Source organism: Pseudidiomarina woesei (assembly GCF_001418345.1).
Taxonomy (GTDB): Bacteria; Pseudomonadota; Gammaproteobacteria; order Enterobacterales; family Alteromonadaceae; genus Pseudidiomarina; species Pseudidiomarina woesei.
Genome location: NZ_LIPW01000004.1, coordinates 61342 through 75836 on the forward strand (window position 1 = coordinate 61342; position 14495 = coordinate 75836).

Below are 14495 nucleotides of genomic sequence, written 5' to 3' on the forward strand. Positions count from 1 at the left end.
ATTATTTAGCGTGTTTCGTTTTGTAGTCAGCAATCGCTGCTTTAATGGCGTCTTCGGCCAAAATTGAGCAGTGAATTTTAACCGGTGGCAGTGCAAGCTCTTCTGCAATTTGCGTATTTTTCAACTGCGATGCTTCGTCAATAGACTTGCCTTTTACCCACTCAGTCACCAACGAGCTAGACGCGATAGCCGAACCACACCCGTAGGTTTTGAACTTGGCGTCTTCAATAATGCCGTCGTCGTTAATTTTCAATTGCAGTTTCATAACGTCACCACAAGCTGGTGCGCCGACCATACCGGTTGCAATTGACGGGTCATTTTTGTCGAATGCGCCTACGTTGCGCGGGTTCTCATAATGGTCGATTACTTTTTCACTATATGCCATACCGTGATACCTCTCTTAGTGTGCCGCCCACTCGACGGTGCTTAAGTCGACGCCGTCTTTGTACATTTCCCAAAGGGGTGACATGTCGCGCAAGCGACCAATTGAACTGTTGATTTGCTTAATGGCGTAATCAACTTCTTCTTCGGTAGTAAAACGGCCGAAGCTGAAGCGAATTGAGCTATGTGCCAACTCGTCATTGCGGCCTAGAGCGCGCAATACGTACGATGGCTCAAGGCTAGCTGATGTACAGGCTGAACCTGAAGAAACCGCAAGGTCTTTCAGTGCCATAATCAGGCTTTCGCCCTCCACAAAGTTAAAGCTAATGTTGAAGATGTGTGGCACAGCATGCTCTTGGTCGCCGTTTACATACACTTCTTCGATATCTTTTACGCCGTTCCACAAGCGGTCGTGCAGCATTTTGAAGCGCTCACGCTCTGCCGCCATTTCTGCTTTGGCAATGCGTGCAGCTTCACCGAAACCAGCAATTTGGTGGGTTGCCAAGGTGCCTGAACGCATACCGCGCTCATGACCGCCGCCGTGCATTTGGGCGTTTAAACGTACCCGTGGCTTACGACGCACATACAAGGCGCCAATGCCTTTCGGGCCATACATTTTGTGAGCTGAAATGCTAAACAAATCAATCGGCATTTTTTCCATATCAACGTCGATTTTACCGCAGCTTTGGGCGCCGTCCACGTGGAAAATAGTTTTGTTGGCGCGGCACAAGTTACCGATGGTTTCGATATCTTGGATAACACCAGTTTCGTTGTTTACGTGCATAACGCTAACTAACACCGTGTCTTCACGCAATGCTGCTTTGAACACGTCCATGTCAATCAAGCCGTCTTCTTTAACGTCTAAATAAGTGACTTCGAAGCCTTCGCGCTCCATTTGGCGGCAGGTGTCTAGCACTGCTTTGTGCTCGGTTTTCACCGTAATAATGTGCTTACCTTTTTTGCTGTAGAACTCAGCTGCGCCTTTAATGGCCAAGTTATCTGACTCAGTCGCGCCTGAAGTAAATACAATTTCACGCGGGTCTGCGTTAATTAATTCGGCAATTTGATTACGGGCAATATCTACTGCCTCTTCAGCTTGCCAACCAAAACGGTGTGAACGCGACGCTGGGTTGCCGTATTGACCTTCTGGGGTCAAGAACTGAATCATTTTTTCGGCAACACGCGGGTCAACCGGGGTGGTTGCTGCGTAATCAAAGTAAATCGGTAATTTCATCAGGCTACTCCTCTTGCCAGACTGCTTACTGGCTCAATGCAATTTGGTTTTCGCGTCGTTTCTGGTCGTTTGCCAGGTTATTTTGGCGTAGCGCCACTTTGGCGATGTCTTCTTGAGTGACCAATTCGGCCAGCGTGATGCTGGTTAGAAAATCTTCAATACGTTCGCTTAAGTCTGTCCATAGCGAATGGGTTAAACAACGGGCGCCCCCTTGGCAACCGCCTTTACCTTGGCAACGGGTAGCGTCAATGCTTTCGTCAACCGCTTGAATAACAGCGCTAATTGAAATCATGCTAGCTTCAAGCCCTAAGCGGTAACCGCCACCAGGCCCACGCACACTGCTAACTAGTCCTTGCTTACGTAAGCGCGCAAATAATTGTTCAAGATAACTTAACGAAATGCCTTGGCGTTCTGAAATATCAGCCAATGGCACTGGCCCTTGTTCTGTATGTAGCGCTACGTCGAGCATTGCGGTAACGGCGTAACGGCCTTTTGAGGTTAAGCGCATAGCGGTGTTGCCTCCTTAAATGTATGCCGTAATTCTGCCATTCCCGACTAATTTAGTCAAGTATTCGCGACAAGTCGCGAATACCGTAGCCCGGCGTTCCACGCCGGGTAGCGCGAAGCCGCGAATACCGTAGCCCGGCGTTCTACGCCGGGTAGCGCGAAGCGCTGTTATTGCCCGCTATTCGGCGATGTTATTGCCCACTATTCGGCGATATTCATTCAATTCGACATTCACGGTGCTGCGCACCTCCCGGCGTGGAACGCCGGGCTACTTTTTATCGATTGAGGTGAGAATGCCGCGCAGAATATTGAGCTCGGCCGACTCTGGGCGCGCCCGACTAAACAACCGACGTAGCTTCGCCATCACCTGACCTGGGTGATTCTTAATGATAAAGCCAGTGTCAGTCAGCGTGTTTTCTAGATGCGCGTAGAAGCGTTCTAGATCTTCAGCGAGTGGGTACTCACTTTGCTCACGTTGTGGCTTCTCGTCTGCTTCTAAGAATTGCATGCGCACTTCGTAGGCTAAGGTTTGCACCGCCATGGCCAAGTTCAATGAGCTGTAATCTGGGTTTGACGGAATATGCACATGGTGAGTGCATTGTTGCAGCTCGTCGTTGGTTAGGCCGCTGCTTTCGCGCCCGAACACCATAGCTACTGGGTAATTGGGTGCTTCGGCTAGAACTTTGGCGGCGGTTTCGCGCGGGCCAAGCAATGGCCAGTCGAGTGTACGATTGCGAGCACTGGTGCCAACCACGAGGCCGCAGTCGGCGATGGCTTCGCTTAAGGTCGGTACTATTTTCGCATTGTACAGCACGTCGGTGGCACCGGCCGCTAGCGCTGAGGCATGGCTGTCGGGTTCTTGCACTGGGTCGACCAAGTACAGTTCGCTTAGCCCCATGGTTTTCATGGCGCGCGCGACTGAGCCAATATTGCCGGTGTGGCTGGTGTTAACGAGTACTATCCGAATTCTTTCCAGCATATTAAAACCTCAACTATTTTGCCGTAGCCCGGCGTTTTACGCCGGGACGTGGCTTCGCCACGGTTATACTTAACTTTCTGGCGATAGGCTTTCAATTCAACATTCACGGTGCTACGCACCTCCCGGCGTACAACGCCGGGCTACTTCAAGCTTTCAGGTAAGTGCGGGCGGGCTTTGGTGAGCAAGTGCTGCACCACTTTCGGGTTGCCCGCAACCACGTTGCCGCTACGCATAAAGCCATGACCGCCAGCAAAGTCAGTCACAATACCGCCCGCTTCACGCACAATTAGTTGGCCTGCGGCAATGTCCCACGGCTTCAAGCTAAATTCCCAGAAGCCGTCGATGCGGCCGTTAGCAACATAAACTAAGTCAAGCGCTGCTGAGCCGCTGCGACGCATGTCTGCGGTGTGCTCGAACAATGCCGAGAATACGGCCAAGTAGTCTTTGGTCATGTCTTTGCGCTTGAATGGGAAGCCGGTAGCTAACAAGGCGCCGTTGAGGTCGCGCTGTTTGGTGGCACGAATACGCTTACCGTTGAGCTGTGCGCCTTGGCCTTTTGAGGCGGTAAATAATTCTTCACGCAATGGGTCATATACGACGGCCGCTTGCACGACGTCTTTGTATAAATAAGCAATTGAGATGGCGAAATGAGGAACACCGCGCAAGTAATTGGTGGTGCCGTCGAGTGGGTCAATAATCCACTTGTGATCGGCTTCTTTACCTACCTGCTCGCCGCTTTCTTCAGCAAGAAACGAGTGGTCTGGGTAAGCTTTTTGAATGGTGCGAATGATGGCACTTTCAGCCGCTTTGTCGAGTTCGGTGACGAAATCGTTTTGGCTTTTCGTTTGAACATTAAGGTCAACTTCTACGCCAAAGTTTTTGACTAAAATTTTGCCGGCCGCACGCGCTGCGCGCACCGCTATGTTTAACATCGGATGCATACCAATTACCTGTGCTGTGAAAGAACAATTTTGTGGCCGCGGATTATACGCAGTTTGCGACAGCGATGCAAGTTAAGGCAAAGAAGCCTAGGGTGGTTAGCATTTGTACATTTATGTTCCGTTTTTTAATCGGTTATGTTATAACGCTGTTGCGCTACGCAAGAAAATTAGAACAACATAACAAAAAAGCCGGAGGGTCCCATGGATCATTCAGAAGAGCTAAAGCAAGTTGAATCTAAGTCTAAGAAAAATGCCCCACGCAAATGGCGTGAAATTGAAATGTTGAAAGAGAAGTATCGGTTGCGCGATGAGTTGCGCGATATGGATTTCGACTTTGACGCCGACCTCGACGAATTTGATCTGTAGCCCGGCGTTGCACGCCGGGACGCCGAAGGCGGTGATTCTACATCGCCTGATAACAAGCAATAACAGTGCTGCGCACTGCCCGGCGTAAAACGCCGGGCTACCACAGAATTGGCTTCGCCAAAAGTTCGTTGGTGCGGCGGAAGTGGCCGGCTGTGAGAAAGCCGCGATGCGCTGACAATGGCGATGGATGCACAGCTTCCAATACATGATGCCGTGCGCGGTCAATGAGCGCGCCCTTCTTTTGCGCATGGGCGCCCCAGAGTAAAAACACCACGCCTTCCCGGTGTTCATTCACTGCTTCAATAACGCGGTCGGTAAAGGTTTCCCAACCCCATTTGGCGTGCGAGTGCGCTTTGCCCTGCTCTACCGTCAACACCGTATTTAGCAACAAGACGCCCTGCTCGGCCCAGTGGGTTAAGTCACCCGATTTAGGCACCTCAAAATTAGGGTAGTCGTGCTGTATTGCTTTAAATATGTTGCGCAACGAAGGCGGATTCTTAACGCCTTCGGGTACTGAAAAACAGAGACCATGGGCTTGGCCGGGGCCGTGGTATGGGTCTTGCCCTAAAATAACCACACGAACATTGGCAAGCGGTGTTAATTTCAGTGCGGCAAACACTTCAGCAGCGGGCGGATAAATGGCTTTACCCGCGTCACGCTCAGCTTGCACGCGAGCAAGCAGCTCAACAAAGTAAGCTGCTTGCTTTTCTTCGGCTAATACGTCTTGCCAGGTGGTAACAGTCACGTTGCGCGTTACTCGTTCGGCTTATTCTCGTCGGCCTTATGGCTATCAAACCAATGCAGAATATACGCCACTTTGCTCATCAAGTTTGACGGCCGACCAGCAATACCGTGCGGCGCGTCAGGAATACGCACCATGGCGGTTTCCACACCGGCTAGTTTCAGCGCTTGGTAGTACTGCTCAGTTTCAGAAATAGGCGTACGGTAGTCGGCCTCACCGGTGAGCAACATGGTTGGTGTTTTCACGTTACCCACGTAGCTAATTGGTGAATACTTCATGTAATGTTCCTGATGCTCCCACGGCACGCCTGGGAACCAGTATTTGGTGAAGTAGTTGTATGCGTCTGCAGTAAGCACAAAGCTATACCAATTGATAACCGGCTTGGCGACCACAGCCGCGGCAAAACGATCGGTATGGCCAACTATCCATGCGGTGAGCACGCCGCCACCGCTACCGCCGGTAACGTACAAACGGTCTTCGTCAATAAAGCCTTTCTCGATGACTGCGTCCACGCCGTCCATAAGGTCGGTATAGTCGTTACTTGGGTAGTTATGGTGAATTTCTTGGGCGAATTTTTCGCCATAACTGGTGCTACCACGCGGGTTGGTGTACAGCACCACGTAGCCTTGCGCGGCCATCAACTGAATTTCTGCAGCAAATGAGCCGGCATAGGCGGTGTGTGGCCCGCCATGAATTTCCAAAATCAACGGATATTTTTTGGTCGCGTCAAAGTTTGGTGGGTAAGCAATCCAGCCTTGAATTTTGTAGTCATCGTGGCTGGAGTCGTACCAAATTTCTTCAATACGCCCTAGCTCCTTATGCCCAAGGGCGTCTTCGTTTAAGGCGGTTAGCTTACGTTTTAGTTTGCTGGTTTGCAGCATTAAGTCAGCCGGACGGTATGGGCTTGCCATAGTAAACACTAAGTCGCCGTCTTTGCTGACATCAAAACTGCCGCCGCTGTACGGGCGTGTATAGGTTAACCCGCCCATGCTGTCGGTCAGCACACGGCGCTTGCCGTTGAGGTTTTGATAAGCAATGTGGCCTTTGCCTTCACGGTCGTAGCTATAATAAACGCCGCGGCTGTCGGCTGACCATTTAACGCTATCCACGGAGTAGTCCAGCTCGCTGGTCATTAACTTTGGTGTTCCGCCGTTTATGTCCATCACGTACAACTGGGTAAGCTGGTAGCTCATGCGTTGGTCGTCATAGCCTAACCAAGCTATTTTTTTGCCGTCCGGGCTTACTTGCGGTGAACGGTCAGGGCCGTTGCGGTCGGTTAATTGTTTGATTGCGCCATCGGCCACAGCTAGCTGATACAGCTCTGAGTTATTAGGTTGCTCGAACGCGTTGGCACGACGATTGGCCGAAAAAATAATGTGCTTGCTGTCGCCAGTCCAAGTTAGTTGCCCGCCGTGATTAAACTCGTCGTGGGTTAACTGGCGTGGAGTGCCACCACTTGCTGGCACGACATAAATTTGCGTGTAGCCTTCAGGCGCATAGCCGGCGCCGTCAAAGCGGTAATTGTCTTTGTCAATATAACGTGCAGGTTCAGCCCACTCAGCACCTTGCGGCTTGCCTGGTAAGCTCACTGGTGCAGGTTTGCTGCCGGGGGTGAACATGGTAAATGCCAACCATTTGCCGTCTGGCGACCAGCTTAAATTGCTTGGGCTGCCGGTCAGCCGAGTTACCGGCGCATCTTCGCGAGTGTCGGTCCAGTACAAGTGAATTTGGTTGCTGCCTGAGCGGTTCGACACAAACGCTAAGGTTTTGCCGTCTGGCGACCAAGTTGGTGAATGGTCATTGGCTTCGCCGCCGGTTAGCGGGCGTAGTTCGCCTTTGTTGTCTACGCGCCATAAGTTGCCTAAGCGACGGTCGGACATAATATCCATATAATTACGCACAAACACCGTGTAACTGCCGTCTGGGTGCACAGCAGGTTGGCTTGCGTATTCAAGCTGAAAAACATCATCAAGCTTTAGCGTGTTGTCGTTGGCGTTAGCGTTGGCGTATACACTGGTTGCCGATAGCAACAAGCCTAACGTTAAGAATTTTTTCATAGTGTGTTCTCCAGCTCGTCATAACTTAACTGCGGTACATTTACTGAGCTTAATAAATTAGCGAGGGGCTGCACAAAGTGATCTGGCGTTTTTTGCTGTAGCTTCACCGCTAATACTTTCTGATTCTGGTTTAACCAACGAATAGTAAACAAAGTGGAACTTACATCACCAATAAAAGTACAGTTTTCATGGAACTGCGATAACAACAGCTCAAATCCAACACGGTTATCAATGTGCACCAGCTCGGGGTGTTCACGTTGAAATTCTGCTAAGTGCTCAGAGCGCGGGTGTGGCTTCAATGCAATACGGTTTTTACTGGTTTTCTTGGTTAAAACATCGAGCAGTTTGTTCAAATGTGCGCGCACGTCGGTGTAAAACGAATCACCGGTTAGCAAGATCACGTAGTCGACATTTTGCAATGGCACGGGGTCAATATCGGAAAGCTCCATGAGCTTTTTGGTAAACGCAGCAAATTCTGGCGTGGCGAACTGATCATGAGAAATCGCCTTGATTTCTTTGTCCTTATCGTCGCGCAGCACAGGGTGCACTAACTCTGGAAAAGTAGCATGAATGGTTTTTATCCAACCCGATGCGCCTATCATTTTGGGGCTCTTCCACCACCATCCATAGGCTAGTTTCTTCAATAACGGTTCTACGTACAGGTGCACAAACTTATGCATATAACGGTGGCCGAGGTAGGTTTGCGTGCCCTCGTCAAGGTACTCGCCTTCCACTGTGCGGCCATTTTTATTGCTCAAATGCATGCAGTATTGAAATTCAAGACTGCGATCAGAACCCGTATAAATACGCGACGGCGGAGTTTGCCCGACAAGTTCAGATAACGTCTTCAGCCGTGCTTTGCGTTTGGTTACTTTGCTTTTAATGTGTGAGTCGTCAAAGCTAATCACAGTTTCGAATATATCGCCTTGTTGTAGCACGTCAGTAAACAACTTACGGTTGCTTTCTAGGTAGTAATCTATAACGGCGATATTTCGTTGTTGCTTATTTTCTAGCGCTTTCACAACGCTAAACAAAAGATGTAGAGGGGATGCAATAAAGTAATAATTGGTAGTAGTCACGGTTTTTCCATTCGTTAAACGTTAAAAAACCCCCGCAGTTGTTTTGACAACCACGAGGGCTTTCTTAAAACGGTATTCCGTTTTGCTCTGTCGGCTGAAACTAAGCCTTAGAAGCTGTAGCTAAAGCTAACTGATGCGAAGTCACGGTCGTCAGCTGGGTCAAAATCAGCACCATCGGTGATGTTATAACCAACGCCAATTTTGTACTCGCTTAAGTAGCTGAAGTCTACGCTCAAGCCCAAGGTTTTACGACCTTCGATAAAGTTCGAGTTCGCAGAATAACCTTTCACATCGTGGCCAAAGGCAATAGTTGGAAACATGTTCCAACCTGAGAATACGTTGTTGTATTCACCCACTACGCGAGCACGGTAGCCCCACGATGTAGCGGTAACAAAGCCTTCACAGTTAATATTCGTGGTTGCCGTTGGGTTACCCAAGGCATTTTGGTCAGCAACGGTTAAGCACTTACCGAATACTGGGTTACGACCATAGCGCTGCTCGTCTAAGTCAGCAAGGCCATGTACTTTACTTACCGCTACTTCACCAATGAAGGTAATACGGTCAGAACCTAATGCACGGTCAAAGAAGCGCACACCTGTTAACTGCCATTGCGACACGTCGTACTCGTCATAACCTTCTTGCAATTCACCGAGGTTGGTAATTGCGCCAGTACCGTCACGTTGAATACGGTTAGAGAAGGTGCTTGGTACGCCGGCACGTAAACCTGCACTTAGGATTTCAGTGGTGTTAATTTGCACTGGCATGTCTAAGCGGTGGCTTACTTCACCGCCAACAGACCATTCACCGATTAAGGTTGAAGCACTCAAACCAAAGATTTTTTGATCTTCAGGGAACTGCAACACATAGTCAGGACCAGCAATTGGAATACCATCTGGGTGGCTCAATGCTGGAGACGGTTGTTGTTGCCAGTTGTAGGCAGAAATAATTGGCGTCTGCGTGTGAATGTTCATGAAATAGACACCAAATTCAGTGTCGATACTAGTCGCATAATGACGCAACGCAAAACCATATTGACCGCCGTCGTCTGGCTCAATGTCTGGGCGACGCTCTAAATAGGTACCATATTGAATAGACTCAAGGTCGCTCAAGTTTGAGCTAGCTAGGCCAGGCACCAACTGCGGGTTCAGGGTAACTTTGTTACAACCTGGGCCGCCTAAAATGTCTACCGTAGAGAAGAAGGTACCACAACCATCAAGTTTGTAGTCGTCCCACTCGTACTGATAAAACATGTCTAAACTGGTTTCGTCGGTTAAACCAACGTTTAAGTTGATCATGCCAACCGGTAACAATGCTTCTTTAATTTCAACACCTGGACGGCGAACCGCGTTCACGTCGACTGGGTTGATAGCGTTAATACCGTTAAAGATAAAGGTACTTTCACCCCAACTTAGTACTTGGCGACCAACACGCAAGTTAGCTGGCATGTCACCGATGTCAAAGTAACCGTATACAAACGCGTCAAGTAATTTAATACCTGAACCGGTTGACCAGTCGTCTAAACCGTCGTTGTCTAGGGTTACGTTTGGATAGTAGTTGGTTGACGTGTGGCCATGGGCAACTTCGTTATTCTTGATAACGTCGTCATACCAATATTTGAAACGAACAAATGCGCCGTAGTCGCCACCGTCGATGCTCAAGTCATGAACACCTTTAAGGACTGACGATACCATGTCGCCTTTGTCGTAGTTTAGGTTACCGTCGTCGGCTACGCCTGACTGGCCTAAACCACCTTCCATATTGCCTGGGTGGATGAGACGCATGTCGCGCTCTTCCATACGCCACGCGGCACCATAGGAAATAATGGAGTCGAATTTAACACGGAAATCACCAACTTCAAATTCCGCGGCTTGAACGCTTGCTGTTCCTGCTAATGCCAGCGCGATAGCTGACGCGATAGGTAATTTTTTTAGCATAGTTGTTCTTCTTTTCATGTTAGCCACCTAATCCGATTAGGATGTTATAGGTTCAATCATGTCCGATGAGTTACAAATATGCAAGTGATTCGTTGGGAAAAATTGCAAGTGCGATATCAGATAACAGATATTAGATATTAGAGGGGGCTGCGCTCAGAGTGAGCGCAGCAGTTGGCCTTGGGCACGACCGGTGATGGTACCCGCTTGGCGGAGTTCTTTGGCAAGGTGAGATACGCAAGAAACGGTGTCACCGTGGTTGTTGGCTTGCGCGAAACAAGCTTTGACGTGATCGGCTATTGAGCAGCCAGCAGCATCAATGCTGTTGGTCACGCCAGAGTCATTAGTACCTACCATCACTGTCGCTGTGGTGTCGGAGCCTGGGCAGCTATCGAGATCGTCCAAGACACCATCGCCGTCACTATCCACGCTAGCTTCTTGAATGCTAGTTACAGGCCCCTGCAAATAAAGGAGCGAGGTACCAGCGGCAGTTTCCACGCTTGAGGTTAGCGTTGCGTTCACGTACCTAGGGTTACTTATGAAGCGTGGAAACTCTGCCGTTGATGCCAAAAGCGATTCTCGTGGGCCTTGCAGGTTGAGCTTGGTTTGGCTGTTCATGCCCGCTGCGGTAACACCATTAAGTGTCCAACTGACAAAGTCTGTGTAACGGCCTTGATCAAAATAAAAAGTATTGGCGAGAGGCGTTAACTCAGCTGCCACAGTAATAGGTTGATTGACAATGATGTCGTTGCCTGCTGCGTCTTTTATTGACACCGTAACTTGCTCAATGGCGTCTTTGTATTGGCCCCACGAGCTGGCCGCATAAACCAGCGGCATATTAGCCTGTTGGCTTACTTCTATTAAATAAGTGGCTTGGTTGAATTCGGTGCGTTCATCTGCTTTCTGACTGTAGCCATAGTTAATGCTGCCGCGCAATTCTAGTTTGTTTGCTTGTGCCGCTAAGCTTGCTGAAGATAGGGCTAATGCTACCGCGAATGTTATTGTTTTTCTCATGTTCGGTATCCTCACATAAACCGCTTTATATGATCATTGACGTATGAGGATGTTATAGCAACGGGTGTAAAAACTGTCCACGCACTTTACTTCGTAAGAAATTTGTAAAGGCAAAGGCGATATTAGCTATTAGATATCGGATATTGGAAGGGCGAGCGCGATATTGGCTATTGGATATTGGATGGGCGGGCGCGATATTAGCTTTAGGGTAAAGCCCGAAGTTTCGGGCTAATATCCAATATCTAATAGCTAATATCGCTTTTGCTTTTTAAAGTTTTTGCTCGAGTTCTGGGAGAACGTCGAACAAATCAGCAACCAAACCATAGTCTGCAACTTGGAAAATTGGTGCTTCTTCGTCTTTGTTAATCGCCACAATAACTTTAGAGTCTTTCATACCGGCCAAATGCTGAATGGCACCGCTGATACCTACCGCAATGTACAGGTCAGGAGCGACAATTTTACCGGTTTGGCCAACTTGCATGTCGTTTGGTACGAAGCCTGCGTCAACCGCGGCACGTGATGCACCAACTGCTGCGCCAAGTTTGTCAGCTACTTTTTCAAGCAAATGGAAGTTTTCGCCATTTTGCATACCGCGACCACCTGAAATAACCACGCTTGCAGCGGTTAACTCTGGGCGTTCTGACTCGGCAAGTTCTTCGCCAACAAATTCAGCTTTGTCGTTGTTCACAACATTGCTGACTGCGTCAACGCTAGCATTGCCACCTTCGGCCGCGACCGCGTCAAATGCTGTGGTACGTAACGTGATCACCTTAATGGCGTCTTCTGACTGCACGGTAGCAATGGCGTTACCGGCGTAGATTGGACGCTTGAAGGTATCTGCGCTTTCTACCGCAATAATGTCTGAAATTTGCGCGACGTCTAACAACGCGGCTACACGCGGCATAAAGTTTTTGCCGGTAGTGGTTGCTGGGGCCAATACGTGTCCGTAGTCTTTGGCTAAGTCAGCAACGAGTTGGCCGAGGTTTTCTGCCAAAAAGTGACCGTAGGCAGCGTTGTCAGCTAACAAAACTTTGCTAACGCCTTCAGCTTTTGCCGCTTCATCGGCAACGGCTTGGCAACCTTCGCCAGCAACTAGAACATGAATGTCGCCGCCGATTTGTTTGGCAGCAGCTAAGGTTTTTAGTGTTGCCGCGTTTAAGCTGGCATTGTCGTGTTCGGCAATAACGAGAATACTCATATCACTTTTGCCTCATTCTTTAATTTTTCAACCAATTCAGCCACATCGGCAACTTTAATGCCGGCACTGCGTTCTGCGGGTGGCTCAACCTTCAATACTTTTACGGTACGCTTAACGCTCACGCCAAGCTCGTCTGCAGTCATGACGTCAAGCGGCTTTTTCTTCGCTTTCATAATGTTTGGCAATGATGCATAACGCGGCTCGTTCAAGCGTAAGTCGGTGGTTACTATTGCTGGCAATTGCAGCTTCACCGTTTGTAGGCCGCCGTCAACTTCACGGGTTACGTTTACACTACCGTCAGCTACGTCAACTTTTGACGCGAAGGTGCCTTGTGGCATACCAGTTAAGGCGCCAAGCATTTGGCCAGTTTGGTTATTGTCTGAGTCAATGGCTTGCTTGCCCAGAATGACCAACTGCGGTTGTTCTTTTTCAACCACGCCCTTGAGTAGTTTGGCTACCGCAAGCGAGTCTGGCATATCTTCAGTTTCTACCTGAATGGCGCGATCGGCGCCTAGTGCTAAAGCGGTGCGTAGCTGTTCTTGCACGGCTTTAGGGCCAATACTCACTACCACGACTTCTTCAGCAATGCCTTTTTCTTTGAGTCGTACTGCTTCCTCGACGGCGATTTCACAGAACGGGTTCAGGGCCATTTTAACGTTGGCCAGATCAACGTCTGAATTGTCCGCTTTTACGCGAACCTTCACGTTGTAATCAATGACGCGTTTGACCGCCACTAATACTTTCATGTTGTCGTTCCTGTTGTTTAAAGTTCTGTTCCAATGAATTTGAGACCGAGCAAGATTAACATTTTTCGATGCAAAAATGGTACTCTTACGGCCGCTTTTATTGATAAACCCGACGAATTTCTAATTTTCATTAAGGAATTTCATGCGCAAATCTGACACATCTTTACCTGACAACAGTTGCTACGGCATTTTGGCGGAATCTGATCTGTTAGCGCTGCGCAGCCAACTCGGTTCGCGCGAAAACCGCATGCGTTATTTGGTGCAGCTAGCCAAGCAGGCCGCGGTAGACCACGAGTTTCGTACACCTGAGCGCGAAGTGTTTGGTTGCGAGGCGCGCGTATGGATGCAAGCTGACTGGCGCGCTGACGCCGTTGCAGGCGAAGCCTTAAGCTTAACCGTCGACAGCGAATCGCGCGTGGTTCTTGGGCTACTGATGATTATTCGCCAAGCGCTCCATGGCGCGTCACGCGCTCAGGTAGCCGCCTATTCGCTTGACCAACACTTCGACACGCTGGGGCTTGCCGACTTCGTCACCAGCTCACGCCGCAACGGCCTACGCAACGTTATCGCGAAACTGTAGCCCGGCGTTCTACGCCGGGACGAGCGCAGCGAGGTTATACCTGTCGCTAAGATATTGCTCAACGTTCTACGCCGGGACGAGCGCAGCGAGGTTATACCTGTCGCTAAGATATTGCTCAACGTTCTACGCCGGGACGAGCGCAGCGAGGTTATACCTGTCGCTAAGATATTGCTCAACGTTCTACGCCGGGACGAGCGCAGCGAGGTTATACCCACCACTAAAGTAATGTTCAACGTTCTACGCCGGGTGGTGCGACGCACCGTGATTGCTCGAGTGCGCAGCACCGCACAACAGAATACGTATTCTCCCGCTATCCCTATTTTCCATAAAATTGCTAGCATCAACTTCATGGACTTTCGATTGGTTTACCTATTGTAAACCACCCTCACCCCTGTTAAAGTTTACCAAAAGTGAACCAGTAAAATGCATGTAATTTCTCGTAAACCGTTTTCTGATGCCACTAAACGTTTCCCAAACAAGGCGGCGAGCATCGATTTTGTATATCGTCTGCTAAGCAAGCACGACTTCGACAGCCCTACGGCAATGAAGAAAGTATTCGTTAGCCTTGATAACTTTAAATACAAGCCGAAACGGTGGGTGATCGACATTGGTGGCAATCAATTGCGATTAATTGCTTTCATCGATTTTGTTCATCATAAGGTTTTCGTTAAACACATTTGTGATCATAAAACCTATGACGCGCTGTGCGAAAGCTACCGCAAGATCAACAAGTGAGGGAT

15 protein-coding genes are annotated in these 14495 nt (G+C 49.3%); 3 read left to right on the top strand and 12 right to left on the bottom strand.

The window, feature by feature from the left end; translation table 11 throughout:
• Window position 1: 1 nt before the first annotated feature.
• The 5 genes from iscU to suhB all read right to left on the bottom strand — a co-directional run bounded on the left by iscU (window position 2) and on the right by suhB (window position 4042).
• Window positions 2-385 carry a Fe-S cluster assembly scaffold IscU gene (gene iscU / locus ASC40_RS07555; protein ID WP_055439193.1) on the bottom strand — a complete coding sequence of 128 codons (384 nt, stop codon included), beginning with the start codon at window positions 383-385 and terminating at the stop codon, window positions 2-4.
• Window positions 386-400: 15 nt separating this feature from the next.
• Window positions 401-1615, bottom strand: coding sequence for an IscS subfamily cysteine desulfurase (locus ASC40_RS07560; protein ID WP_055439194.1), 1215 nt, complete (start codon window positions 1613-1615; stop codon window positions 401-403).
• Between the two features lie 25 nt (window positions 1616-1640).
• The gene (iscR, locus tag ASC40_RS07565) at window positions 1641-2123 is read right to left on the bottom strand and encodes a Fe-S cluster assembly transcriptional regulator IscR (RefSeq protein ID WP_055439195.1); all 483 of its coding nucleotides are present in this window, start codon (window positions 2121-2123) and stop codon (window positions 1641-1643) included.
• A gap of 267 nt (window positions 2124-2390) precedes the next feature.
• Window positions 2391-3101, bottom strand: coding sequence for a tRNA (cytosine(32)/uridine(32)-2'-O)-methyltransferase TrmJ (gene trmJ / locus ASC40_RS07570; protein WP_055439196.1), 711 nt, complete (start codon window positions 3099-3101; stop codon window positions 2391-2393).
• Window positions 3102-3241: 140 nt separating this feature from the next.
• Window positions 3242-4042 carry an inositol-1-monophosphatase gene (gene suhB, locus ASC40_RS07575; protein ID WP_055439197.1) on the bottom strand — a complete coding sequence of 267 codons (801 nt, stop codon included), beginning with the start codon at window positions 4040-4042 and terminating at the stop codon, window positions 3242-3244.
• Between the two features lie 201 nt (window positions 4043-4243).
• On the opposite strand from suhB, the gene ASC40_RS11775 reads away from it, so the two are divergent.
• Window positions 4244-4408 carry a DUF3545 family protein gene (locus ASC40_RS11775; protein WP_072243416.1) on the top strand — a complete coding sequence of 55 codons (165 nt, stop codon included), beginning with the start codon at window positions 4244-4246 and terminating at the stop codon, window positions 4406-4408.
• A 97-nt stretch (window positions 4409-4505) separates the two neighbouring features.
• On the opposite strand, the gene ung is transcribed toward ASC40_RS11775, so the two are convergent.
• From ung to ASC40_RS07610, 7 genes are all read right to left on the bottom strand, one after another.
• Entirely contained in the window at window positions 4506-5153 is a 648-nt protein-coding gene (ung, locus tag ASC40_RS07580; RefSeq protein WP_055439198.1) for a uracil-DNA glycosylase, read from the bottom strand.
• An 8-nt stretch (window positions 5154-5161) separates the two neighbouring features.
• Window positions 5162-7207 (bottom strand): S9 family peptidase, encoded by a 2046-nt coding sequence (locus ASC40_RS07585; RefSeq protein ID WP_055439199.1) that lies wholly within the window; start codon window positions 7205-7207, stop codon window positions 5162-5164.
• The gene (locus ASC40_RS07590) at window positions 7204-8286 is read right to left on the bottom strand and encodes a polysialyltransferase family glycosyltransferase (RefSeq protein ID WP_055439200.1); all 1083 of its coding nucleotides are present in this window, start codon (window positions 8284-8286) and stop codon (window positions 7204-7206) included. The genes ASC40_RS07585 and ASC40_RS07590 overlap by 4 nt, the downstream gene beginning before the upstream one ends.
• A 107-nt stretch (window positions 8287-8393) precedes the next feature.
• Entirely contained in the window at window positions 8394-10238 is a 1845-nt protein-coding gene (locus ASC40_RS07595; RefSeq protein WP_072243417.1) for a DUF1302 domain-containing protein, read from the bottom strand.
• Between the two features lie 135 nt (window positions 10239-10373).
• Window positions 10374-11231, bottom strand: a complete 858-nt coding sequence (locus ASC40_RS07600) for a hypothetical protein (RefSeq protein WP_055439202.1) — start codon at window positions 11229-11231, stop codon at window positions 10374-10376.
• Between the two features lie 268 nt (window positions 11232-11499).
• Window positions 11500-12429 carry an electron transfer flavoprotein subunit alpha/FixB family protein gene (locus ASC40_RS07605; protein WP_055439203.1) on the bottom strand — a complete coding sequence of 310 codons (930 nt, stop codon included), beginning with the start codon at window positions 12427-12429 and terminating at the stop codon, window positions 11500-11502.
• On the bottom strand, window positions 12426-13175 hold the full coding sequence (locus ASC40_RS07610) for an electron transfer flavoprotein subunit beta/FixA family protein (RefSeq protein WP_055439204.1): 750 nt from the start codon (window positions 13173-13175) through the stop codon (window positions 12426-12428). Before ASC40_RS07610 ends, ASC40_RS07605 begins: the two co-directional genes overlap by 4 nt.
• Before the next feature lie 142 nt (window positions 13176-13317).
• On the opposite strand from ASC40_RS07610, the gene ASC40_RS07615 reads away from it, so the two are divergent.
• Together ASC40_RS07615 and ASC40_RS07620 are read left to right on the top strand one after the other, a co-directional pair.
• Entirely contained in the window at window positions 13318-13755 is a 438-nt protein-coding gene (locus tag ASC40_RS07615) for a SufE family protein (RefSeq protein ID WP_055439205.1), read from the top strand.
• A gap of 423 nt (window positions 13756-14178) precedes the next feature.
• Window positions 14179-14490 (top strand): type II toxin-antitoxin system HigB family toxin, encoded by a 312-nt coding sequence (locus ASC40_RS07620; RefSeq protein ID WP_055439206.1) that lies wholly within the window; start codon window positions 14179-14181, stop codon window positions 14488-14490.
• The last annotated feature ends 5 nt before the right edge of the window (window positions 14491-14495 follow it).